The sequence below is a fragment of the Mesorhizobium sp. M0626 genome (assembly GCF_040320665.1).
In the GTDB taxonomy this organism is placed as follows: domain Bacteria; phylum Pseudomonadota; class Alphaproteobacteria; order Rhizobiales; family Rhizobiaceae; genus Mesorhizobium.
In genome coordinates this window covers 152640-175680 of the sequence record NZ_JAMYQD010000011.1, presented here as the reverse complement: position 1 = coordinate 175680, position 23041 = coordinate 152640, and the positions used below count along the sequence as shown (strand labels likewise).

General features: G+C 61.1%; 19 protein-coding genes and 1 pseudogene. 5 read left to right on the top strand and 15 right to left on the bottom strand.

The genetic code is table 11. From position 1 onward, the window contains the following. Positions 1-218: 218 nt before the first annotated feature. On the bottom strand, positions 219-1421 hold the full coding sequence (locus tag NKI37_RS16055; RefSeq protein WP_352789201.1) for a ComEC/Rec2 family competence protein: 1203 nt from the start codon (positions 1419-1421) through the stop codon (positions 219-221). A 15-nt stretch (positions 1422-1436) separates the two neighbouring features. Continuing rightward, positions 1437-3581, bottom strand: coding sequence for a S8 family peptidase (locus NKI37_RS16050; protein ID WP_023808237.1), 2145 nt, complete (start codon positions 3579-3581; stop codon positions 1437-1439). 392 nt (positions 3582-3973) lie between these two features. On the opposite strand from NKI37_RS16050, the gene NKI37_RS16045 reads away from it, so the two are divergent. Further along, positions 3974-4312, top strand: a complete 339-nt coding sequence (locus tag NKI37_RS16045) for a hypothetical protein (protein WP_023692673.1) — start codon at positions 3974-3976, stop codon at positions 4310-4312. Between the two features lie 7 nt (positions 4313-4319). Then, the gene (locus NKI37_RS16040; RefSeq protein WP_352794497.1) at positions 4320-6941 is read left to right on the top strand and encodes a caspase family protein; all 2622 of its coding nucleotides are present in this window, start codon (positions 4320-4322) and stop codon (positions 6939-6941) included. Positions 6942-7428: 487 nt separating this feature from the next. Here NKI37_RS16040 and NKI37_RS16035 read toward each other — a convergent pair whose 3' ends face one another. The 5 genes from NKI37_RS16035 to NKI37_RS16015 all read right to left on the bottom strand — a co-directional run bounded on the left by NKI37_RS16035 (position 7429) and on the right by NKI37_RS16015 (position 15622). Further along, complete coding sequence (locus NKI37_RS16035) at positions 7429-8325, bottom strand: PD-(D/E)XK nuclease domain-containing protein (RefSeq protein ID WP_352789257.1); 897 nt, start codon at positions 8323-8325, stop codon at positions 7429-7431. 830 nt (positions 8326-9155) lie between these two features. Beyond that, on the bottom strand, positions 9156-9464 hold the full coding sequence (locus NKI37_RS16030) for a hypothetical protein (protein WP_023670691.1): 309 nt from the start codon (positions 9462-9464) through the stop codon (positions 9156-9158). Positions 9465-10695: 1231 nt separating this feature from the next. Further along, positions 10696-14154: a chromosome segregation protein SMC gene (smc, locus tag NKI37_RS16025; RefSeq protein ID WP_352794495.1), complete on the bottom strand. Its 3459-nt coding sequence runs from the start codon at positions 14152-14154 to the stop codon at positions 10696-10698. 69 nt (positions 14155-14223) lie between these two features. Further along, complete coding sequence (locus NKI37_RS16020; protein ID WP_023692056.1) at positions 14224-14952, bottom strand: DsbA family protein; 729 nt, start codon at positions 14950-14952, stop codon at positions 14224-14226. 163 nt (positions 14953-15115) lie between these two features. Next, a complete protein-coding gene (locus tag NKI37_RS16015; RefSeq protein WP_023687168.1) occupies positions 15116-15622 on the bottom strand; it encodes a DUF721 domain-containing protein in 507 nt (168 codons plus the stop codon). Positions 15623-15672: 50 nt separating this feature from the next. On the opposite strand from NKI37_RS16015, the gene mutY reads away from it, so the two are divergent. Both mutY and NKI37_RS16005 read left to right on the top strand, forming a co-directional pair. Continuing rightward, the gene (gene mutY / locus NKI37_RS16010) at positions 15673-16794 is read left to right on the top strand and encodes an A/G-specific adenine glycosylase (protein WP_352789210.1); all 1122 of its coding nucleotides are present in this window, start codon (positions 15673-15675) and stop codon (positions 16792-16794) included. 22 nt (positions 16795-16816) lie between these two features. Continuing rightward, positions 16817-17428, top strand: coding sequence for an HAD family hydrolase (locus NKI37_RS16005; protein WP_023687166.1), 612 nt, complete (start codon positions 16817-16819; stop codon positions 17426-17428). Between the two features lie 219 nt (positions 17429-17647). On the opposite strand, the gene NKI37_RS16000 is transcribed toward NKI37_RS16005, so the two are convergent. Beyond that, positions 17648-18781, bottom strand: a complete 1134-nt coding sequence (locus NKI37_RS16000) for a site-specific DNA-methyltransferase (RefSeq protein WP_352789213.1) — start codon at positions 18779-18781, stop codon at positions 17648-17650. A gap of 189 nt (positions 18782-18970) precedes the next feature. Here NKI37_RS16000 and NKI37_RS15995 point away from each other — a divergent pair, with 189 nt between their 5' ends. After that, positions 18971-19657 carry an HAD family hydrolase gene (locus NKI37_RS15995; RefSeq protein ID WP_352789216.1) on the top strand — a complete coding sequence of 229 codons (687 nt, stop codon included), beginning with the start codon at positions 18971-18973 and terminating at the stop codon, positions 19655-19657. Positions 19658-19662: 5 nt separating this feature from the next. On the opposite strand, the gene NKI37_RS15990 is transcribed toward NKI37_RS15995, so the two are convergent. From NKI37_RS15990 to NKI37_RS15960, 7 genes and pseudogenes are all read right to left on the bottom strand, one after another. Next, positions 19663-20094: a DUF1801 domain-containing protein gene (locus NKI37_RS15990; RefSeq protein ID WP_352789219.1), complete on the bottom strand. Its 432-nt coding sequence runs from the start codon at positions 20092-20094 to the stop codon at positions 19663-19665. 13 nt (positions 20095-20107) lie between these two features. Further along, positions 20108-20565, bottom strand: a pseudogene (locus NKI37_RS15985) (DUF1801 domain-containing protein). A gap of 3 nt (positions 20566-20568) precedes the next feature. Beyond that, entirely contained in the window at positions 20569-20790 is a 222-nt protein-coding gene (locus tag NKI37_RS15980) for a hypothetical protein (RefSeq protein ID WP_023668396.1), read from the bottom strand. 25 nt (positions 20791-20815) lie between these two features. Next, positions 20816-21208: a VOC family protein gene (locus NKI37_RS15975; protein ID WP_023687162.1), complete on the bottom strand. Its 393-nt coding sequence runs from the start codon at positions 21206-21208 to the stop codon at positions 20816-20818. A gap of 57 nt (positions 21209-21265) precedes the next feature. Then, positions 21266-21691 (bottom strand): SRPBCC family protein, encoded by a 426-nt coding sequence (locus tag NKI37_RS15970; RefSeq protein WP_023687161.1) that lies wholly within the window; start codon positions 21689-21691, stop codon positions 21266-21268. Beyond that, positions 21688-22011, bottom strand: coding sequence for an ArsR/SmtB family transcription factor (locus NKI37_RS15965; protein ID WP_023698528.1), 324 nt, complete (start codon positions 22009-22011; stop codon positions 21688-21690). Before NKI37_RS15965 ends, NKI37_RS15970 begins: the two co-directional genes overlap by 4 nt. Positions 22012-22210: 199 nt before the next feature. Next, positions 22211-22942: a hypothetical protein gene (locus tag NKI37_RS15960; protein WP_023668400.1), complete on the bottom strand. Its 732-nt coding sequence runs from the start codon at positions 22940-22942 to the stop codon at positions 22211-22213. Positions 22943-23041 lie beyond the last annotated feature (99 nt).

The following is a 23041-nucleotide window of genomic DNA, read 5'->3' as shown; positions in this document are numbered from 1 at the left end:
TGCGCCCGCGCCGCACGGACGCGCTACCACCGCCGTGCCGATTGCCATTCCGGTGGCCCGGGCTCATTGCCTCCGTCGCGAACGTTCGCAAGACCGGCGCGAAGGACGGTACATGCCGAGCGATCTGTGAGTGCATGATCTTGGCCGCCTGGGCGCCGGTAAATGGCCGCCAAACGACGCTCGCATGCCTAAGTCCACAGCGCGCATCGATTATCGCGTTACTCGATCGGAATCTCGACGGAAAGACTGTTAGATGGCCTAAATTGCCACTTCCAGGGACCGGGATATGCAGCTTGAAGCTCGACAAGCAGGTCAGTTAGGGTTGATACTTTTGCACCACCTTTTGCGAGTTTGTAGGGCTTCTTCCAGGTGATATTCGAATTTGTGAAATAGAGCACAACGCTACGCTTCGAATGAATACTGATTAGACCTTCTACAACCGGTGGATCCGGATTTTCATAGTGCCCGTCAGCTGAAAAGACATAATGCTCCGCTTCGAAGAATTGTAGGAACTCCTGCGGGCTATTCGCGAAACTGCCGTGATGCGGCATTTTTATCAGATCGAGCTTTCGAGCCGAATCCGGCAGGTTGAGTTGCTTCCATCCGGACACAATGTCATCGCCGCGTGCGTCGCCTGCCAGCAACAGGCTTTTTCCGGAGACTTCGACGAGAACAACGATCGAGGACAGGTTGGGAACAGAGATATCCAATTGTGTCGCGAAAAGCCCTTGAAGCGCGGCAACTCGCGCCGACTCGGTGGTCGCCTCGAGAGCCTTGCGCCATGCATCGCGCAGAGCATCTAGCCGGTTCTGAAGCGGGCCGATGATCGTGACAGTCGCCCCGTCGATGTCGATCCCGATCTGTCCCGCACGCGCAGCGATCAACCCACCAAGGGGATCGTTGCCCTGCAGTTTGAGCGAACGCAGACTAGCTGCCAGCTTGTTGCCCTGGGGAATACTCTGGATGACAGCCTCCCCGTCAGGGCTGAACGCGCCCCCCGGAAATAAGCCTGCCGCCGCAGTGGAAAGCTGCAACGCAAGCGCACCGCTTGACTCAACCTGCCCGGCCGGCGCGGGTCCAACTATTTCGTCGAACGAGTTGAACCAAAAGCGGCGAAACGCCACGTCCCCAGGGTGGGGCAAGGCATGTACGAGTTCATCGGTAAGCCTTTCAATCCCGTTGATATGGTCGTCGTCAATGTGACTAACCATACCGAGGTCGACAGTGAAGGGCTTGGTGGAGCTGATCTGCTGCAGACGTGGCAAAAGAACATCTTTCCAGACGGACACCGTCTTGCCGCCAACAGCTGTGTTGCGCGGACCCCCGTCGATAATCCATACACGCTTCGCTTTTTTGGGATCGTCGTAACGCAAGATCAGGCAGTCGCCATAGAGGGCGTTGAGTGCTTCGAAAATGACCATTTGGCGTTTCCCTTTTCAGATGGACTGGAGAGCGCGCAGGACGTCGACCAGCCCAGCGCCTTGGAAGTCGCGCTCCCGACCGAGATCAGTTGCCGTGCGCATCAGTATCTCTTTGATTCGCGCTGGCCGGCCTATGAGTTCCGGATTTCGTGCCATCAGCAGTACTGCAGCCCCGCTGACATGCGGAGCTGCCATCGAGGTGCCGTCCATGCTCTCAGTCTTACCCCCAGGGACGCTGGAGGTGATCTTTTCACCCGGTGCGACGAGATCAGGCTTGCGGCGACCGTCCCCGGTCGGTCCGCGGCTTGAAAAATAGCTGACGCCGTAAGCATGCGGATCGCGTCGATGGGTCGAGCCGACGGTGATCACGCCGTCGGCATTGCCAGGATCAGTAATGGTTATCTGGCGATATCCACGACCCATGCTTTGTTGCTTGGCTTCGCTGTCGAATCCGGTGTTGCCAGCCGCTACCACGACCACAGTGCCGGAATCGGCCAGCCGGTTACATGCTTCGCAAATGGGCGTCCGTCCGCAAGCATAGCTGTCGACGTAGTGGCGCAACGCCAGAGACAGGTTGGCGCCATGTACGACCGGATAGTCCCGGTTCCGGTTCAGCCATCCCACAAATTCGACAGCGCTCAGAATGGTGAATTCCTCGCTACGCCCCTCGTCGTCAAATACCCGAAGGTCCAAAATCCTAAGGTCAGGGCACATGCCAATCAGCGGCGTTCTGATGTCTTCGGGTTTCTCGAGTCTCGCGGCTAGGATGCCCGCGACATGCGTACCATGACTGCTCAACGGCACCTTGTAGGCCTCAGCAGTATCGTGTGGAATTTCGATCAACGGTTCGATGATCGCCCAGTCGAGATCCCTGGCGAAGTCACCCCGCTTGCGTAGATGGTCAATATTATCTGCAAATGCCGGATTGTTCAGGATCGCGAGGATGTCGGGCGGCAGATTGGGGTTATTTGGCATATAGGCCGCATTCTGGATGACCCTCAGACGTGTGAAATCGTATGTCTTGATGATCCGCGAGCGCTTAAGCCTTTCATACTTCTCGGATGGACCACACGTTTGATCGATCGTCGGAATAAATTCTTCAACCGCATCCTTAGCTTTGGCGTCCGCAATGCCTTTTTCGAGGTCTGGGTCGTTCCAATTGAGAAACGCTGGATGAAGCGCATCTATGCCACCATCGATAACCGCGTAAGTCATGGCGCTGGTGTCGATCTCAAACAATCTCTGCGCCGCATCCGCCTTTACAGTTCGTCTCGAGTCGAACAGCATCGGCGCGGCGGGGCGATTGAGATTGACGGCGTAAACCTGGGGTTCTCTCAAAACCTTTTTGACTTTCCGGCTGAGGCTTTCGCTCGACGGCGACAACGACTCGAAATCGCGGTCATCTCGTAGTTGAGCGCGGCCGCTCAGCGGTGCAGCGAAGGCATACTCAAACGGCCAGATCAGGCTCATGAGATCCTCGGCCATGGGCTCTTTTACGCTGGCGAAATCGAAACGATCCTGACCGAGATTTTCAAACTCACTCGCCCCCCCGTGTCTCGACAACGCCGCGAATTTTCGGATGATGCCGATCAGCTTTCTCGCATCGGCAGCGTTGGCTCCCTTCAAAGCCTGAGCGAAGCCGGCGACTGCTGCCAGCCGGAAATATTGAATGCCGTCGTTGCGGCACTTGCTAAGGATCCTGGACAATGGGTCGCCAGATTTTTCTAGATCCGAATAGGATTTGTAGTCGGTCAAGTTGGTCCAGAACCGCTCCGACAGACCTTGCCACCAATCCGTCATGGGTATGACGAGCTGGATGACCGTACCAAGATCGACAGCCGCGACGACAAACCCGCTGTTTAGGGCGACCATTTCGACGTGAATATCATGGCGGTCACGAGGTGCCTCGCGCAAATAAGATGCTATTTCCCCCGGTGAGGCGCCTCGCCATGGCGTAATAAGGATGTCGACCTTGTCGTCGGGCAGTGATTTGTCCGCATGACGCGCCTTTGCAACGCGTTCGGCACGACGGATGAGCGCAATCCAGACATCCGGAGCTATGGGGCTATCCTGAGTTCGTCGCGCGTGACCAAACGTCTGGATCACGAAGCGACGTAACGTGTCGTCATCGAGAACTGGCCATCTCACCGGAGTTGTCATGTTTCCCCTCCATCCGCCGTTCCATCGGAAGACCGTTCCAATTCCCCTCAAGCCTGGAACCGGTTGGTCCCTCACATAACCAGGTCCTGCCCCGATGGCTCTGCAAGAGGAGCCGGCAAGGATGCCAATTCCTCTTTGCATGCACCGACTGCTCAAGCGAAAGGCTGCGCTCACAACATTATGAGAGCGTCCCTTACCTATTATTTACTTGGCTATTAAGCCCTCCCCGCCTTGTTGCTATAATCGCGCAAAACTGCCGTGTTAGCAATGACGCTTTTCGAACTTTCCAGGGCGGCGTGCGTTCTTTAGGCAGGTGGATTTTCTTAATCAGATACTAGCGCTGAACTGTAAAATTATGGCACTATGACGACAGTCGAGCAAAGGGGGGATAGATGGTCATCGATGGGGACTGGACCGTATTTGGCATTGGTTGCGCCGGCGGAGTCATCGCGGAATTGCTGCATTGGTGGAATTTGCGCGAGGCTGCTCAGCTGCCTACCTACGGAAGCAGCCCGTTCTACTGGGCCGTCACCGTCGCCATGACCATTGCCGGCGGGTTCGTTGCTTGGCTCTATTTTGGTGGCCACGCGGAAGGCATAATCGCCTTTCACGTCGGTATCTCCACGCCGCTGATCCTGCAAAAGCTGGTGACCAGCGTGCCGCAAGCTGCAGGCGCCAAGAACGTCGTGGTCAAACCCAGCGCCAGCATCCGTAACTTCTTCACCTGGTAGCACCGCAGTGATCGGCGCGGTGATCGTCGGCATTGGCGCCTACCGAGCGGGTGCCGGAACCACACTTCCACCGCTCAAATATGCGCCGGCCGATGCAGATGAGGTTGAGCGCTATCTGACCACCTGCTGGCCGCGCCCTGGCGACCTCAGGGTCGCCAGGGTTCCGGAGGCCGGGGCGACTGCGGATGCAATTAGGCAAGCTTTCGACAGCTTGGCGGCCCTCGGTCGCCTTGAGCTCTGCTTCGTGTTTCTTTCTGGCCACGGCCTGGTCGATGAATCCAACGCCGGATTCATGGTTCAGCCAAATGGACAAGGCTTGGCGTTGTTCGACGCGACAGCGCTCGACAGCTGCATTGGCTCGGTCCGCGCGGAAAGATCGATCCTGATCCTGGATTGTTGCTTCGCCGAGGGCATCGTTCGCAAGATGCACTATTTCTCAGCCTTGGGTGACAGCGCCGCACGTCTCTACATCGCCTCCTCCCGCGAGCGGCAGCTCACGTGGGAGGACGATGAGATTGGACACGGCGTCTTCACGGCGCATCTGCTTGATCTCCTCAAGACCGGCAATGCTGTTCAACTAGGCGGCCGCAAGGACCGGCTGGATGTTGACTCAGAGCTCTTTCCCGTTTTGTGCGAACAGGTGCCGCTCTATGTGCTCGATCACAAGGGTGGAGCCCATCAGGAACCCGTCAAGGGCGGTGTCTCAATCTCTGCCGTGAGCTTGCCGGTGTCCAGCCTGGCGCGAGGGCTGCGGGAACGGACCCCTCTCGGCACTGCCCTCAGGCGGCTGCGGCAGCTCGCTACCGGGCTCGCGGTCGCGGGCGTCGCCATGATCCTGGTCGCCTACACGCTTCTCTACTACGTAGAACCGGGCCAAAGCGGTACCTTCATCGTCCTTCACGGCACCCGGTGGCTGCAACCGGTGCTTAAACTCCTGCCACTGAATCGGGTCGACACCGGGATCGACATCGCCGAGATATCGGCAAACGCTGCGGCAGCCGCCCCTTTGCAGTCAGGCTATACGACCGGTATTTGGACGCACGTAGCCTCAGAAGGCTATCGCGGCTGGTTTGACGCCGTTGCAGCCGGCCTCGAGCCGGCAGCGGCGGCCCGCTACGCCGCACTTGTCGGAATACCGGTCCCACCCCTGGGCGAAGATCCTGGGCCGGCCGCGGTGGAGCAGTCGGCCTGGATGGCCTTGGCAGATTCCCAATCCGACGCGCCTTCAGACGTTCTGAAGCACATTCCAGGCCAAGACCGGATTTCGCCGCAGCCGACACCATTCCCCATCAACAGTATGGATTTCCAGATTTTGGATCTGACGGCCGAGTCGATGCAGAGTTACGCGCGCGCCCTCGGCTACGGCGCGGACCTGGATCCGATCGCCGCGTTCCCAGCGTATGTAGGCTTCTCTAAGGTTACGCAGGAATGGCTTACCTATAATACCGACGCGCAGCGCGGTCGAGACGCACGAGTGAGGGTTCGCGACAGCGTCGCGGATGTTCTCGGCATCATCACCCGGGCGCGCACCGATCGCGGGCTGGCCCCGCTCGAGCCGCAGGATCGCGTCCTCATCCAGGGTCTGGCCGACATGGGCTATGGCGATGTTCTTGGCCTCGCCTTGAGCAGGGTTGATCTGGACAGCGCCGACCGCATCGCGCTTGGCACTAAGGCGCTGGGGCAGTTTCATGGCGAGCCCGACGATCCGGCTCAGGGTGCGGCATTTCAGACGATCGTCGCAAGCCTGGACGCCAGCCCGCAGGCCAAGCAGTTGGTCGACGCAGTGGCTGATATTTTCGCCAAATCCGCGAATCCTCAGAATAGCTATTTCACCCACTTCCTGATCCTCGCCGCCGACGCTCGCGCACTATCGCCGCAGTTGGTCGATACGTTGCTTGTCGCGGCGCGCCAAAGCGTGGCGAAATCAGAGTTCGACTTCGAAGATAGCGAACTGGCCCGTGTCCTGGCGCACGCCATGAGCCACGTCCCCGAAGCGGATAGGCAAGTTGCGTTCGCCCTCATCGAGCGTGCCGCCGCAAACGTCACGGAAATGTCGATGTCCACGGCGGAAATGTTCGCGGCGCTGGGCAGTCTCCGGCTTGATCCCCCGGGCACACTGGAAAAGGTGGAGGCTCAAGCCTTCAAGGCCGAGCCTTACACAGGCGGTTCTGGTTCCTCCACCCAGGCGTTTCCTGGCATTGCCATCATCGTTGGGCCCGGCCCCTGGATCGTCGCGTTGGCGCAGATCGGTCGGACAAGGGAACTCCCCGCACGCGACATCGCGTTCCTTCGCCATCACGTAGTCGATCCGGCGCTAAGAGCTGACATTGTGCCGGCGCTTATGCACCAGGCAGAGTCGATTGCCCCTGCCGCCACTACCGAGACCTTGATCAATCGGCTGGGATCATTTCCGCGAGACGCCCGTGACCGCAGCGTCGAGCAGGCGGTTGGCGTTGGCCAGCTCGCGGCCATGCCCCGACTGGACTTCGTCCGGGCATTGGATAGCCTGCGACTCGCGCGGTCAAACGCCGCCGAGCCAGAGCTGCGTATCGTCCTTGGCCTGACTCTCGTCGAGGCGCAGATCGCCCGTGGCGAGCCAACCCAACGCACAGTCGCATACGCACAGTGACTTGCGCGACTTCGTGCCGAGGCTGAAGCGGATTTCGCGGCCCGCCTGATTTCGGGAAGCCTTGGCACCAGTGACGACAAGAAAATAGACGAGGACATGATGAAAACGGACAGGAGCCTCGCAAACCGACTTGAATCCGAGATCTGAGCGAAGGCAATGGGAAAGGCAGCCAGACCCTGACCACAATTGCAAATCAAAACCCGGCTCAGGAGGATCACGCTCGGCGTACGCTACGTCCATCGCGTACGCTGGCAAAGCGCGGATCGCAGATTACCCTCTATATTCATGTGAGAATTGACGATCCCTATCAGGCCCGCCACCCCAGATCGACACTGATTACAAACGCAATTCCGAAGCCAATTTGTCAGACGCATCCGGTCGCCGCACGCATGCCCAACACACCTACCGAGAGGGCAGTGACATACTCCGCGGTACAGCGTTCCATGGTCAGCCCTCCATCACTCGGTTGACACCCTGCTGAAGACTGTCAGCTGCGCGGCGGCGAGATCACGACATCAACCCGTGCGAGCCCATGCTTCGGACCCGAGAGATCCGCTTGAACCGCGGCCGGGTTCTTTAGGGCGTGTCCAGGGTCGTAGACCAAGCAGATGACATGGTCGACTTGTGGATTCTTGCCATAGTCAAGGAAGTCCGTCGCAAGTTCGGACTTTATCTTTTTGGCGTCGGTAGCCTTACGGACGTACTTCAGCTCAACCAGCGCGCGCAGGGGTTTGAGGTAGAATTCGCATCGCGCCGACGACCCGGCCACAGAGGGATTCCATTCCTCGTTGCGGACGTCCGGAATGTAGGCGGCAAGGATAGCCTGGAAAAGATACTGGCAATCCCACTCGTCCTTAATGATGAAGACCGTACCATTATGGGGATGGTCCTTTAGGCTGAGAACTGACTCGTGGAAACGTCGGGCCAGACCGAGCACCAGGTCGACATCTGCTTCCATAGGGTTTGCGGATGGTGTTTGCGACTTCTTCGACGCGACGTAGTCTATGGCAGCCGCTGTGCTGCCCACCTGACGCCGAGCGACTGTAACGAGGAAAGGGGGCCCATCCACCTTGTTGTCGGCTTGGTACTTTTGATCCTCGCGGTCGAGTTCTTCCGCCATCGTTTGGACCCAGGCCCGATAGTTGGTGAGCTCGTTTTCGAAGATCTCCGGCGAGGCGAACCGCTCGCTGGGGATATGGGTGTCTCCCACAAACTCCATGGAGAAGTGGTAGAGGGTGGTGATGATATTCTTGCAGCTGCTGTACCAACTGGCTCGATGAGCGCCGGTGTAACCTCGCAACTCGCCCATCGCTTCGTTGAAGTCATCATGGATGGCGCTACGCGCCTTTGCCATATATTCAAGGCCCCAGAGCGCCCACTCCATCTTGTCCACAGTCTTGGTCCTCTCGAAAAGCAGTCCACCTTTTGCGACTTTGTGGTCGATAGAACTGGCACCGCAAACTGTCTAGCGTAAAGCAGAACTAAGTTAAGCTTGCAGTGATCTGCACGAATGATCGCTGTCAGAACGCGGCAGGAGGCTGCGGCGAGCAGCTCTGATCGGAGTTGCTCTTGTGGGATCTCGTGCCAAGCGCAGGGGCCTTGGAGGTCACGGTTTGAGGTCAATCGTCACAGTCAACACGTCCGCGTGGGAGACCGCTGTAGCGCAAAGCTGCCGCTATGTTCGGAAACTTTCGAGTGGACTTCATTCCGCAACGACGCATTGGTTGGTGGCAGCAGGGCAACCAAAAGCCTCGACTTCTCCAGCCCGCCAGGATGGTGGGCTTCAGTCAGTACAAGCGCCGGAATGGTCCGGGCTTCTAACTCACGGAGACCTGAAATGGCCATCCTCAACAACAACACCACCATGCACAGCTAAGATTGGCACGCTTGCCAGAGAGGTGTCGTTCCGTGAGCCGAGCCCCACAGCAGTTCCTAGCTAGAAACAAGACTGAGTCAGCGGCAGCCTGGCGCCAAGCTGACACCACATAGGTGCTCCAAATGATTCTTGACTGCAAGGGGAACTCTGAGCTAAGTATCTGCTATTACTCATAAATTTGGACACGGCAATGCAGAATGAGGATCCTGGCGCCCCAGCCAAATCACATGCCTTTGGAATCAATGATTTACCGACCTTATCGATGGCTGCCGTCAGGAGCTATCTGACTCCCACGCGACCCCGACTCCGTTGACAGAGCCGGGGCCGTGCGGAGAGGATCAGTAATCGTTGTCGTCCTGGATGACGACGGGATGATGCCGATGATGTCGATAATAGCGATGATGGCTGCGCTCGATCGAGCCGGTCACGATGACCGTATCCCGGCGATGATGTCTGCGGCCGTGGTCGTAGAAGGCAACCGTGCCGTGTCTGCGGTGATGAAGGCGTTGACCCTGGTCATTGATGACCTTTACGCTCCTGTGATGATGTCGATGGTGGGTCGTGATGACCACGTCAGCTTCGGCTGCCGGAGCTATCGTCGGCATGGCAATGAACAGCGCCAAGGCGCTCACGATCATTGTTTTCATTGTAATATCTCCACCTGCTAATTATCCCTTCGCGGGGATAACCGCGTCCCATCCCTTTGGTTCCGAGTAGCGTCGTCGGTCCACGGGCGCGATCAGTGACGGCTGCTCCCGTGCAACACGGCGTATCGAAAGAAGAAGTTGCGACAGCAGCTCCTGTTGGCAACTTCTGGTAAAGGCGCTCTTTCAAGCCGACCACCAGGGTTACGCCACTCGACAAAGGAGCGCTGCACAGGACCCTTCTATGTCGTCGCGTTCGATCTCCTGATCTGTGACGGGAAACACCCGTCTTGCGAGGAAGACCGTCGGCACAATTTGTGAGATTTACGAGACCAATCAGGCCATCTTAGATCGCCTAAGTCGGGCCGTCTCAGATCCCGTAAGAAAGTGCAAGGTAAACCACCGGCGCCAAGATCAGCAGAACCGCGATTCCGATAACCACTGCGATTGCCAGGCGCTCTGTTCGCCTGACAAGCTCAGCGACCTTGTCGTCGTCAGCCGATGGTATGAGGTCAAGAACGGAAGAAACCTCCGCAGGACTGTCGTTGTCGTTTGCGGGTCGGGTTGCGCCGTCACGCACAGATCTCTGGACAAAGGTCACTGTTAGCCTCGCTATTGAAACGCACGCCGTTGGCGGTGTCACGACAATCGGGTGCCCGCTAACCTCTCAGGAATGGCGGGCACCCGATTGACCACCGATGAAGGGACTCATGCTCGGCAGCCCGGTTCCAATGTATCGGGAGGGCATAGGTTGCCCGCCTTCAGGCCTATGGCTCCGACGTCAGGACTTCAGTCATACCCTGTTCGGACCTTGGTCTGGCAATCGACGAAGCGATGGCCGCCATTTTGTTTCGACGCAGAAAATGCGGGAACATTAGTAGGCTCTTACGAGTTCACTCCCAGCAACTAGTTCGGGAGAGATACGGTGAACAACATAATCTGGCTCATCGGAGCAGTCGTTATCGTGATTGCGATACTGAGCTTCCTGGGCTTCCGATAAACGTGGCAGCTGAATTGCGGTCGGAGCCTATTGGCATCTGCGCCTTGTAGGCCTCGCTTTCGCGTTGGCCGGGCGCTTTGCATGTGGGCTTTGGCGTTCGCTCTCAGGTGGCGCTTAAATTCCTTCTCTTCGAACCTTACAGAATGCGCGTCGCAAGCAGGTCGCAAGGGCGACGGTCCTATTGCAACAGTCGGATCGACGCCATCGCCGACGAAATCAACAAAGCATGCTGCGTCAGCTCGCCTCGCGCATCGCCTCGGCGGCCTGCAGATCGACCGAGACCAGTTGGCTGACGCCCTGCTCGGCCATGGTCACGCCGAACAGGCGGTTCATGCGCGCCATCGTGATCGGGTTGTGGGTGATGATGACGAAGCGCGTCTCGGTGGTCGCGGCCATTTCGTCCATCAAATTGCAGAAGCGCTCGACATTGTGATCGTCGAGCGGCGCGTCGACTTCGTCGAGCACGCAGATCGGCGCCGGATTGGTCAGGAACACCGCAAAGATAAGCGACATCGCCGTCAGCGCCTGCTCGCCGCCGGACAGCAGCGTCATGGTCTGCGGCTTCTTGCCGGGCGGACGGGCCAGGATTTCGAGCCCGGCTTCGAGCGGGTCGTCGGATTCGATCAGCTGCAATTCGGCCGTGCCGCCACCGAACAGATGCGAGAACAGCCGCTGGAAATGGCCGTTGACCACCTCGAAAGCGGCAAGCAGCCGTTCGCGGCCTTCGCGGTTCAGGCTCTGGATCGCTTGCCTGAGCTTGCGGATCGCCTCGATGATGTCCTCGCGCTCGGAAACGATGGCCTCCAGCCGGTCCGACAGTTCCTTCTGCTCTTCCTCGGCGCGTAGATTGACGGCGCCGAGCCGCTCGCGCTCAACCTTCAGCCGGTCGAGCTGGCGCTCGATCTCGGCCATTTCCGGCATCGGGCTGTCGGCTTCCAGGCCGGTATGGCGGATGACCAAATGCGGCGGCGTGTTCAGCGTTTCCTGGATGCGCGCCTCGACCTCGAGCCGGCGCTCGTCGGCGGCGGTCAATCGCTCTTCGGCGCGGACGCGGGTTTCGCGGGAATCGGCCAGCGACTGGATCGCCGCGGTGGCGGCCTTGTCCAGCTCGGCCTGCTTGGTCTCGGCCTCCTGCAAGCGGTCGGCGGCCGCCTTGCGCAAGGTCTCTGCCTCGGTCAGCTGCGACAGCAGCGCGCGGCGCCTGGCGTCGATCTCGTCGGGGGCGTCGGCCAGCGTTTCGCGCTCGGCCTCGGCCTCGGCCCTGCGCTCGCCGAGCGAGGCGATCTGCGTCGAGGCGTTTTCGGCCCGCTGCAGCCAGTTGCTGCGCTCGGCGCCGATGGCATCGAGCCGGCGCGTGCGCGCCTCGGCTTCGCGGCGCAGGCCTTCATGGACGGCACGCGCGTCGGCCAAGGTTGCGCGATCGCGGCTGACATTGGCGGCGGTCTGTTCGAGCTGAAGTTGCAGGTCGCCGAGATCGGGGGCGTCCTGCAGCAGCATTTCGGCCTCGGCGAAGGCGGCGGCCGTTTCTTCATGGCTGTCGACGATTCGCGCGCGCGCCTCGTCCAGGGCGGCGCGGCGGCTTGCCAGCTCGCCACCGGCCTTTTCGGCCTCGGCCAGCGCGCTGCGGGCGGCGTCCAGGCCGTGCTGGGCATCGCGCCCGGCCTGGCGGGCGTTGCGTTCGGCCTCGCTCGCCTCACGCAGCGCCTGTTCGGCCTGGGCAAGGGCAGCCTCTGCCTCACGCATCATCTGCGTCGCCTGCACCGCCTCGGCATCGAGCTCGGCCAGCCGGTTCTTCTGCGCCAGCCTTTGCGCCGCCGCGGTCGGTGCATCGGCGCTGGCGGTCAGCCCGTCCCAGCGCCACAGCGCGCCATCGCGGCTGACCAGCCGCTGGCCGGGCGCAAGCAGCGTCTGCAGGCGGCGGCCATTAGCCGCGTCGACAATGCCGATCTGCGCCAGTCGGCGGGCAAGCTGCGAAGGCGCGCGCACCACGCTGGCGAGGCTCTTGATGCCTTCCGGCAAGGCCGCATCGCCTGGTTGAACCTGGCTTTCGCCCCAATGCACCGGCGCGCTGCGGTCGAGCGGCACGTCGAGGTCCTCGCCAAGCGCAGCACCAAGGGCCGTCTCATAGCCGCGTTCGACGCTGAGTTGCTCCAGCACCGACGGGAAAAGATCGCCGCTGGCGGCATTGAGGATCTTGGCCAGCGTGCGGGCTTCGGTCTCGATGCCGGCGAGTTCGGCCCTGGCATCCTGCAGCGGCGGACGGGCGGCACTCTCGGTGGCGCGCGCCTCGGCGACCGCCTGTTCGGCAGCAATGGCGCCGGCCTCGGCTTCCTCCAGCCGGGCGAGCGCGTCCTCGACCAGAGCACGTTTTTCGGCCGGGTCAGGCAAGCCCGCAACCTTCGACACAATTTCGGACAATTCGCGGTCGACGTCGGCCAGCTGGCGGGCAAAGCGGTCGCGGCGTTCGGCGTTTTCGCGCAGCGTGCGCTCGATCTGATTGCGCGAGGCGGCAGCCTCCGCGCGTTCGGCGGTCAGCGCAGCGAGCTTTGCTTCGCTTGTGACAAGCGTTGCGCCGGCCTGCTCGAAAGCGGCCCGCGTCGTGGCTTCGCGCTCGGCGGCGCCGGCATTTTCGGAGTTGAGTGTCGCTTCTTCCTCGCGCAGGCGCTCAAGAATATCCGCATTGTCGCGCACCATGCGCTCCTCGCGGGCGATGTCGCCGTCGAGCTGCTGCAGCCGGCGCTCCAGTTCGGCCTGGCGGGCGCGGATGCGGCCAGCCTCCTCCTCGATCTGAGCCTTGGCGATCGACAGGCGCTGGAAGGCGGCAGCCGCGGCGGCCTCGGCATCGCGCAGATCGGGCAGCCGGTGGGCGCCGACGCCTTGCTCACGGGCGGCAGCCATCTGGGCCGCGGCGCGGTCGCCGACCAGAGCTGTGGCAACCGCCAATGCCGAACGCGCATCGCCCTCCTGGGTTTTGGCCAAAGTCCAGCGCAGATGCAAGAGCGTGGCTTCCGCCTTACGGATATCGGCCGACAGGTTCTTGAAGCGCGATGCCTGGCGCGCCTGGCGCTTAAGGCTTTCGATCTGGCTCTCCAGTTCGCCGACGACATCGTCCAGCCGTTCCAGATTTTGTTCGGCCGCCTTCAGCCGAAGCTCGGCCTCGTGACGGCGCGTGTGCAGGCCGGAAATGCCGGCGGCCTCTTCGAGCAGCGCGCGGCGCGCCTGCGGCTTGGCCTGGATCAGTTCGCCGATGCGGCCCTGTCCGACCATGGAAGGCGAGCGCGCGCCGGTCGACTGGTCGGCGAACAGAAGCTGCACGTCCTTGGCGCGGGCTTCCTTGCCGTTGATGCGGTAGAGCGAGCCGGCTTCGCGCTCGATTCGGCGCGACACTTGCAATTCATCGGCGTCGTTGAAGGCGGCGGGCGCGGTCCGGTCGCTATTGTCGAGGAACAGCGTGACTTCGGCGGTGTTGCGGGCCGGGCGCGTTCCCGAGCCGGAAAAGATCACGTCGTCCATGCCGGACGCGCGCATGTTCTTGTATGAGCTTTCGCCCATCACCCAGCGCATCGCCTCGACAAGGTTCGACTTGCCGCAGCCATTCGGCCCGACAATGCCGGTCAGGCCGCGTTCGATGACGAACTCGCCGGGTTCGACGAAGGACTTGAAGCCGAGGAGGCGAAGGCGCGAAAACTTCATTCGCGCCTGCCTGGAAGGCACAAAGGTGCGCTGACGCCGAAGCGCAGTCGCTCCGGCGCCGCCTGGACGTCAGAGCAGAGGGTCGATGATGGCCGATATTTCCTCAATCGACATCGCACCTTTGTAGGTTTTCCCGTTGATGAAGAAGGTCGGTGTCGAGTCGACCTTGAATTCATCGGCGCCGCGCTTCTGGACTGATCTCACATCGTCCAGAAGTTTCTGGTCCGTCAAGCAGGCCTCGAAGGACTCCTGTGTAAAACCGGCGAGCTTGGAGATCTGCAGCAGCGCATCCTTGGTATTGTTGACGCCCACCCAGTTGGCCTGCTGCTTGAACAGCACGTCGACCATCGGGAAATAATTGTCCTTCGAACAGCGCGCCAGCATGAAACCGGCCTCGGCGCTCGGATCGAACGGGAATTCGCGCAGGATGTAACGCGCCTTGCCGGTGTCGATGTATTTGGTCTTCAACTCAGGGAAGGTGGTCGCGGCGAAATGCGCACAATGCGGGCAGGTCATCGAAGCATATTCGACGATGGTGACCTTGGCGTCATCCTTGCCGAGCTGCTTGTCGGGCAAAGCGCCGGGCTTCAGCAGTTCGGCCATGTCGACATTGCCGGAAGACTCCGGGACCTTGACGGCGGCCGGAGTGGCAGGCGTCGAAGCAGGCGCGGGAGCCGCAGGCTTCACATCCGCTGCTTTGGCATCCTCGCCTGAATCGCTGCATGCGGCGAGCATAGCCACTGCCGGAATGACGGCCAGCGAAGACAGGAGGTTTCTGCGGGACAAGCTACGGTTCATGCGAATCACCTGACTGTGGTTTGATTTTGCAACGCAAAGGCTAGAAAAGGCGAGAGTTGGCGGGAATTAAGGCATCGCCGTCCCCATTCCAATCGCCAAACTCTACATGCAGGATCACGAATGCGCGAGATAGATGACGCGTTCATGACTGATTACCGGTTGATTACCTTGGCCGCTTCCTTTGGCCAAGAATTGTGGCGCCAAGACGCTCCAGCGAGGCGCGCAAGCCTTCATCCTCGATCTTGCCGACGGTATCCGACAATTTGGCCTTTTCGACAGAAGTCAGTGCTCTCGGCGTCGGTTTCGGCCGGGCTTTGTCCCTCAGCACCGGCTTTTGCACGATCCGGATCCTGCCGATCGCGTTGAAGCCGAGGAAGGCATTGACGCGGTTGATGATCTCGCCGGTCTCGTGCTGTAGGTGCAGCGCGGCCATGCCTTCGCAGGCGATGACCAGCACCGCCGGCTCGAACGGATCGTCCTCATGCATGCGGCGCGGCCACTGGATTTTTTCGGGGCGCGAATGGCCGGCGAGCCTGGGGCCGGCGATCTCTTCCCATGACTGCACCAGCCCGATCGAAATGCCGGCCCGCTTGCGCAGCACGGGGTCGAGGATCGCGGTCGCGAGATCGCTCACCGGAACGGGATTGCCGTAAGGCGTTCTCCCTGCCATGTACGTTCTCCAGCCACGCTCCTCACCAGCCTAGAGCCAGCCCGCGATCAATGGCACTGCACGAACCGACCCGCAAGGCCGCATCCGAACCAACTCTATCGGGAGAGATCGCCGCGCATCTGCTTGCCTGGTACGACGCGCACCATCGCGAACTGCCGTGGCGGATCACGCCGCACGCCGCGGCCGGCGGTGCACGGCCGGACCCCTATCGCATCTGGCTGTCGGAAGTGATGCTGCAGCAGACCACGGTCGAAGCGGTAAAATCTTATTTTCGCGCCTTTGTCGAGAAATGGCCTGATGTGAAGGCGCTGGCGGCTGCGCCGGCCGAGGATGTGATGAAGGCCTGGGCCGGGCTCGGCTATTATTCACGGGCGCGCAACCTCAAGGCCTGCGCCGATCTGGTTGCGAGCCAGGGCGGCCGTTTTCCCGACAACGAAACGGGATTGAGGGAATTGCCGGGGATCGGCGCCTATACGGCGGCGGCGATCGCGGCGATCGCCTTCGACCGTCCGGCGGCGGTCGTCGACGGCAATGTCGAACGTGTCATCTCGCGGCTCTATTCGATCGCAACGCCGCTCAGCGAGGCAAAGCCTGAAATCCGCGCGCTCGTCGAAAGACTGGTTCCGCAGACAAGGCCGGGCGACTTCGCCCAGGCAATGATGGACCTTGGCGCCACGATCTGCACGCCAAGACGGCCGCGCTGCATGCTGTGCCCGGTGCGCGAGGATTGCAGCGCCGTCCTGTCCGGCGACCCCGAGCGCTTTCCGGTCCGCCTGCCCAAGGTCGACAAACCACTCAGGCGGGGTGCCGCCTTCGTCGCCGAGCGCGGCGACGGCGCCATCCTGTTGCGCAAGCGGCCTGACAAGGGCCTGCTCGGCGGCATGACCGAGGTGCCGACCACAGGTTGGACAGCGCGGATCGACGGTGCAACCACTTCGGAGGCAGCGCCCTTCCCTGCCGACTGGCGGCGCGCTGGAGAGATCGCGCATGTCTTCACCCATTTCGCGCTCGAGCTCGAAGTTTTTCACGCTCAAGTGAAAAGTGATGCGCCGGAAGGGCATTTCTGGTCGCTGGCCCATGACATTTCCGGAGAAGCGCTGCCGACCGTCATGAAAAAGGTCATCGAAGCAGCGATACCGGGCGCAACCAAAAAACACCGCCCGATTGACTAGCATTCGCTTTGAAAGGCCCGAAATGACTGAAATCCGCCATATCGTGTTCGACATCGGTCGCGTCTTGCTCCACTACGATCCGAACATTCCGTTCAGCCGCCTCATTCCCGATGCCGAAGAGCGCAAGTGGTTCTTCGACAATGTCTGCACGCATGACTGGAACATCGAGCAGGACCGTGGCCGGACGTGGGAAGAGGCGGAAGCGCTGCTGATCGCGGATTACCCGGATCATGCTGAAAACATCCGCAATTTCCGACGCTATTGGAACGACATGGTGCCGCATGCCTATGAGGACAGCGTCGCCATCATGCTCGGCCTGATCGAGAGCGGCCACGACGTGACCATGCTGACGAACTTCGCCGCCGACACACTTGCCGAGGCAAGACTGCGCTTCGATTTCCTTAGCCGCCCGCGCGGCGTGACCGTGTCGGCCGATATCCGTGAGATCAAGCCCGACCGCGCCATCTACGACCATCACGTCGCCGCGTTCGGTCTCGAACCGTCAGCCACGCTGTTCATCGACGACAGCCCCAGAAATGTCGATGGCGCCAGGGCCGCCGGCTGGCAGTCGGTGCTGTTCACGGATGCAAAAACGCTGCGGGCAGATCTTGCGGGGTATGGGATCGCGGTGTGAATGCGCGGAGGGCCGAAGTAACGCTCTATGGCGCCCCCCTCTGGCCTGCCGGCCATCTCCCCCTCAAGGGGGGAGATCAGCAGCCGCTGCGGCCGTTCTCACCTTGCAAGATCAAAAATTGGCGAAAGCGTTGATGACAGCAATCTCCCCCCTTGAGGGGGAGATGCCCGGCAGGGCAGAGGGGGGCCGTCGTAGAGCGCCGAATTTAAACCTTGAATCTCAAGCCCCTGCCCGTTCCATGCCGAGCCTGGCGATGCGGCGCAGTTCGTCGATCGGGGTCAGGCCGCCCGAGCGCTCATAGTGCCAGAAGGTCCAGCCATTGCAGGCGTCCAGGCCCTGCACTTCGGCGCCGATCTTGTGGATCGAGCCGGCGCTGTGGCCGATCGCCACCGTGCCGTCGGCGCGTACCTTGGCCGACCAGCGCTTCTTGGCATCGTAAAGCGTGGCGCCGGGCTGCATAAGCCCGGTATCGATGAGGCTGACAAAGGCGACGCGCGGCTCGGCGCGCTTGCCGGTGAGCACGGTGAGATCGGCGGTTTCCAGCGGCCGCACGGCATCGATGCGCTCATTGGCGGCGTCGATATAGGCCTGCTCGCGCTCGATGCCGACGAAATGGCGGCCAAGCCGCTTGGCCACGGCGCCGGTTGTGCCGGATCCGAAGAACGGGTCGAGCACGATGTCGCCCGGCTTGGTCGAGGCCATCATGATGCGGGCGAGCAGCGCTTCCGGCTTCTGCGTCGGATGCAGCTTGTCGCCATTGTCGTTCTTCAGCCGCTCGCCGCCAGTGCAGATCGGGAACAGCCAGTCGGAGCGCATCTGGATGTCGTCGTTCGATGCCTTCATGGCTTCGTAATTGAAGGTATAGCCCTTGCCCTTCTGGTCGCGCGAAGCCCAGATCATGGTCTCATGCGCGTTCTGGAAGCGGCGGCCGCGGAAGTTCGGCATTGGGTTGGTCTTGCGCCAGACGACATCGTTGAGGATCCAGAAGCCGAGATCCTGCATCTTGGCGCCGACGCGGAAGATGTTGTGGTAGGAGCCGATGACCCAGATGGTGCCATTGGGCTTCAGCACGCGGCGTGCCGCCAGGAGCCAGGCGCGGGTGAAGGCGTCATAGGCCTCGAAACTCTCGAACTGGTCCCAGTCGTCGTCGACGGCGTCGACCTTGGACTGGTCGGGCCGGTGCAAATCGCCGTCGAGCTGCAGATTGTAAGGCGGATCGGCGAAGATGACGTCGATGGATTTTTCCGGCAGCCGGTCGAGCGCGGCGACGCAATCGCCCTTGAGGATCGTGTCCAGCCACTCGGATTGCTGGGGGGCGTGGGAGAGGTCGGCGAGAAGACGCACGGCAGACATTTTTACACCCAAGGCACGCGTTACTGTTTACTCCCCGTTATGGTTACCGATCAGCGTAAATATTCGGTGAAGGACGCAACGGTCCAGGCAGCCCTGTCGTCGTCAATTTGCGCAGGCCGGCCCGTTGGTGTATGTCGCGCCGCTTGAGCCTTGCCGGGCCTCTCATCACCCTCCCTCGTTCGGATTGCCATGCCCCAGCCAGACCTTGTCATCTTCGATTGCGACGGCGTGCTCGTCGATTCCGAAATCATCGCAGCCCGCGTCGAGGCCGAATTGCTGACCTTGGCCGGATATGAAATCTCGGCCGAGGAATACGCCGAAACCTATGCCGGACTGACCTTCAAGGACATCATGATGCGGGTCGAGGCGAAGTCCGCGATCCCGTTCCAGGCCTCGATGATCGACCGCGCCGAAGAGCTGGTCGACCGCAAACTGCGCAGCGACGTGCGCGCCATCGACGGCGTGCGCGAGGCGGTCGCGGCGGTGACCGCGCCGCGCTGCGTCTGCTCGAACTCACGCTCCGAGCGGATCGAGTTCATGCTGGAGAAAGTGGGCCTGCTGCCGTTCTTCGCCGGCCGGATTTTTTCAGCGCTGGAAATACCAAGCAAGAAAACCAAGCCCGCGCCGGATGTGTTCCTGATCGCGGCGGAGCAACTCAACGCCAATCCGGCAAACACCTTCGTCATCGAGGATTCGGTGCACGGCGTCACCGGCGCCAGGGCCGCCGGCATGCGCGTGATCGGCTTCACCGGCGCCGCGCACAGCTATCCCGGCCATGCCGATGTGCTGACCGAAGCCGGAGCCGAAACCGTCATCCGCCGCTGGGCCGAACTGAAAAGTGTGATTGCCGCTCTGTCGGAGTGGTCGGACGCCTGAACCGATCAGTCCTTGGCTTTGGCTGACCTGGCCGGTTTCTTCTTAGCCCTGTTGTAGGCAATCGCGGCGCGGACGAGCGCTTTCAGCGCATCCGCATCGATCACGTCGCCCTCCGACACATCGATGGCGCGCCACACCTTGCCGTTGAGCCCGTTGTTGAACAGCCTGTCGGGATCCGGCAGGCTGGCGCCGTGAGAAAAGGTCAGCTTCACCTTGTCCTTGTGAGCGTTGCCGACGGCGATCATGCCGTCTCGTGACCATACCGGGCTGCCCATCCACTTCCACTCCTCGATGATTTCCGGGTCGGCGTCGAGGATGGTCTTGCGCAGGCTGGCCAACGTCTTGCCCCGCCAATCGTCCAGCTCCCGGATTCGGGCATCTATCCGCTCGGAGGCAGAGGCGCCTCCTTCGTCCTTGTTCGAAACGCTGGTCTTCATGGTCTGCCTCCGTTCACATCTTCTCGCCGGGCAATCGGCTGGCCTGCTTCACCCAGGAGGCGAAGCGGGCTTCGTCGATCTCTTCGCCTTCATGGATGTCGAGATAGCGCACTTCCTTTTGCCTGAAACCGCCGGGAGGCACAGGATCGAGCGACGTGCCGCGAAAGAAGGCGACTTTGACGTATCTGGTGAAGCAATGCAGGCTGAGGAACCAACCCTCGCCCTCGATGCCATAGAACGGTGAGTTCCACTTCACCGCCTTGTAGACGCCGGGGACGGAGCTGACGATAAGTGCGTCGATCCGGCGCCCGACATCGCTTTTCCAGCCCGGCATGCAGCAATATACGCCTGCACCGGAGCGTCCCCATAGGCCTTCGGGATCTGCGGGTTGCCGCCCGAAAGCAGGACCGGCTTTTCCGGCTTGTCTGGGGCCGGTTTTGCGACCTTCGATTTTCCCGGCGCCTTGGCCATGTCCTACCCTTGCGCGCCCTGCTCGCCACGCGATCTCGCGACGTAAGGCAGCACGAACATGTAGAGGCCGCTGAACAGCAGCAGGAATAGCGGCAGCAGCGGCGAATAGACCACCCAGGCCGGAGGTTGCCCGAACGCCATGGTGATGAAATTGGCTGCCACGGTCAGCGTGAAGATGATCGACAGCCAACGATGGGTTTGACGTATCCATTTGCTCAAGTTCATTGCAACTTCCTCTTGAAACCAGCGCCTACCAACGCGCCAGTTGGGTGATCTGGATGAGATTGCCGCAGCTGTCGTTGAGCTGGGCGATGGTCGAGCCGGTCACTTCTGTCGGCGCCATGGCGAACGCACCGCCGCGTCCCTTGATGCGCTCGTAATCACCCTTGACGTCGTCGGTGAACAGCATGAGCGCGGGCTGTCCCTGTTTGAAGATGGCCTGCTGGTAGGCCTTGGCGGCCGGGTTGTCGTTGAGCGCCAGCTGTAGCTCGGCTCCCTCGGGCTCATCGGGTGAGATGACGGTCAGCCAACGAAAAGCCCCATTGCTGAAGTCGGCCTTCACAGCAAAGCCCAGCACGTCGGTGTAGAAGCGCAGTGCGTTGTCCTGGTTGTCCACATAGACGCTGGTCAGCTTGATCTTCATCGATTTCCTCCTTTTTGCATTCGGTGCCCCGCGATCAGGGCATGGTACCGGCAGGCTTCAATCCGGCTTCGCCAGGACCTGCTCCAGCTTGGTGAGGAATTGCTGCCACCCGGCCCTGGCGCCGCCATAGGCCTGCTTCTGGCTCGGATGGAAGCCCGACTGCTCGACGCGCAGATGGGTTCCCGAGCTCGTGGGTGTGAGCGTGAACGTCACCACGCTCTTCAGATTGTAGGCGGCATCCTCATGCGCAAAATCCCAGCTGTAGGACAGCGTCCTGTTTTGCTCGATGGCCAGCACCTCGCAGTCGAGCACGCCGCCCCAGTCGCCGCGAAGATTGAAGCTGTGGCCGACGACAGGCTTGAAATCGTTCTTCATGAGCCAATCCTCCATCAGATGCGGCTGCGTCAACGCGCGCCAGATCTTCTCCGCCGGCCAGGATATTTCACGTTCGACGACGACGGTGCGCAGCTCGGGATTGCTCACTGGTCCATCCTTTTCAGCAGGTTCTCGAGATCATCGAAGCGGCTCTCCCAGAATCCTGTCATTTGAACTGTCCAGTTGGTCAGCGGACCAAGTGCCTCGGGCTGCGCGCTGTAGTGGGTCTGGCGTCCGGCGTGGCGGTCACGCACCAGGCCGGCCAGCTTCAGGACGCCGAGATGCTTCGACACCGCCGGTTGCGAGACCCCGGACTGCGCCGTCAGCGCCCCCACGGTCTGCTCACCTTGGCGGCACAAGCGCTCGAAGATGGCCCGCCGGGTCGGGTCGGCAAGCGTTCTGAACAAAGTATCGTGGGCGTCCGGCATCGGGATCAATAACCTGCGAGCTATTGATTGACGTATAACCGCCGGGATATGGATGAGTCAAGTGCGCTGGCGGAATGGATCGAGATTAAAGCGCAGACGCGACCTGCCGCAGGCGCACGCCTGCAGGATTACGATCGGATCGTTTGGATCTTTCAAAGAGTTGACCGGCACCGTCGCAGCAGCGACGGTGCCCAGGCGCTTAGTTCGTCGCGGGAGCGCGCTTCTTTTTCTTGCCGGACTTCTTGTCCGCCGCCGCCGGCGCGGTGTCGTCATAGCCGGCATAGACAGTGTAATCCCGGGCGGAGGGTTCGGGCACGACGACGTTGGGATCGGTGAACACGAATTGGGTGGCGGTCGAGGGATCGCTGACCTGGATCTGATAGGGGTGAATTTGCGAATAAAGCACGTCGGGGCCGTGCATGACGGCAATGCGGATCGGCATGGTGATGGTGCCGGGGGCGAACAGCGGTCCCGGCACGATCTTGCCGGCAACGCCAACCTTCATCGTCAACTGGCCGTTGGCACGGCTGCAATCGCGGCTCACATCGCTGATCGAGGCCTGGTAGATGATCTTGGCCGGATCCTTGTTCGGATCGACGATGGAGCCGTCAGGCGCCGTCTGCGCGGCGGCAGCGGCCTCGGCATCCTGTGCCGCATCAGCCTTTTTCTTTCTCGGCTGCGGCGCGCCCTTGGCGTAGGTATTGAAGTAGGCGGTGCCATCGCGCACCGTCACTTTCGGGCAGTAGGCCTGCAACTGGCTGGCGAGAACCTTGGGATCCTGCGGCGGTATTGGCGCATTCGGGTCGGTCTTCTTGCCGAAACCGAGATTGAGGATGCCATTGTCGCTCGATTGGCAACCGGCGGCGGCAAGCATAAAGCCGGTGAGCGCCAGACCCGCGACAAAGCGACGGTTGAACTTGTGAAACGCCATGAAACTGCACTTCCCTCTCGCAAAGTTGGTGACGTATAGCAACGCCACGGCAAAAATGCGACTGAGCCGGCTCGGAAAATTAACCAATTGCCGTGGATG

Bases quoted from the DNA above. Each gene is read 5' to 3' on its own strand.
- NKI37_RS16055 (WP_352789201.1), bottom strand. From the start codon at position 1,421: ATGGTCATTTTCGAAGCACTCAACGCCCTCTATGGCGACTGCCTGATC.
- NKI37_RS16050 (WP_023808237.1), bottom strand. From the start codon at position 3,581: ATGACAACTCCGGTGAGATGGCCAGTTCTCGATGACGACACGTTACGT.
- NKI37_RS16045 (WP_023692673.1), top strand. From the start codon at position 3,974: ATGGTCATCGATGGGGACTGGACCGTATTTGGCATTGGTTGCGCCGGC.
- NKI37_RS16035 (WP_352789257.1), bottom strand. From the start codon at position 8,325: ATGGAGTGGGCGCTCTGGGGCCTTGAATATATGGCAAAGGCGCGTAGC.
- NKI37_RS16030 (WP_023670691.1), bottom strand. From the start codon at position 9,464: ATGAAAACAATGATCGTGAGCGCCTTGGCGCTGTTCATTGCCATGCCG.
- smc (WP_352794495.1), bottom strand. From the start codon at position 14,154: ATGAAGTTTTCGCGCCTTCGCCTCCTCGGCTTCAAGTCCTTCGTCGAA.
- NKI37_RS16020 (WP_023692056.1), bottom strand. From the start codon at position 14,952: ATGAACCGTAGCTTGTCCCGCAGAAACCTCCTGTCTTCGCTGGCCGTC.
- NKI37_RS16015 (WP_023687168.1), bottom strand. From the start codon at position 15,622: ATGGCAGGGAGAACGCCTTACGGCAATCCCGTTCCGGTGAGCGATCTC.
- mutY (WP_352789210.1), top strand. From the start codon at position 15,673: ATGGCACTGCACGAACCGACCCGCAAGGCCGCATCCGAACCAACTCTA.
- NKI37_RS16005 (WP_023687166.1), top strand. From the start codon at position 16,817: ATGACTGAAATCCGCCATATCGTGTTCGACATCGGTCGCGTCTTGCTC.
- NKI37_RS16000 (WP_352789213.1), bottom strand. From the start codon at position 18,781: ATGTCTGCCGTGCGTCTTCTCGCCGACCTCTCCCACGCCCCCCAGCAA.
- NKI37_RS15995 (WP_352789216.1), top strand. From the start codon at position 18,971: ATGCCCCAGCCAGACCTTGTCATCTTCGATTGCGACGGCGTGCTCGTC.
- NKI37_RS15990 (WP_352789219.1), bottom strand. From the start codon at position 20,094: ATGAAGACCAGCGTTTCGAACAAGGACGAAGGAGGCGCCTCTGCCTCC.
- NKI37_RS15980 (WP_023668396.1), bottom strand. From the start codon at position 20,790: ATGAACTTGAGCAAATGGATACGTCAAACCCATCGTTGGCTGTCGATC.
- NKI37_RS15975 (WP_023687162.1), bottom strand. From the start codon at position 21,208: ATGAAGATCAAGCTGACCAGCGTCTATGTGGACAACCAGGACAACGCA.
- NKI37_RS15965 (WP_023698528.1), bottom strand. From the start codon at position 22,011: ATGCCGGACGCCCACGATACTTTGTTCAGAACGCTTGCCGACCCGACC.
- NKI37_RS15960 (WP_023668400.1), bottom strand. From the start codon at position 22,942: ATGGCGTTTCACAAGTTCAACCGTCGCTTTGTCGCGGGTCTGGCGCTC.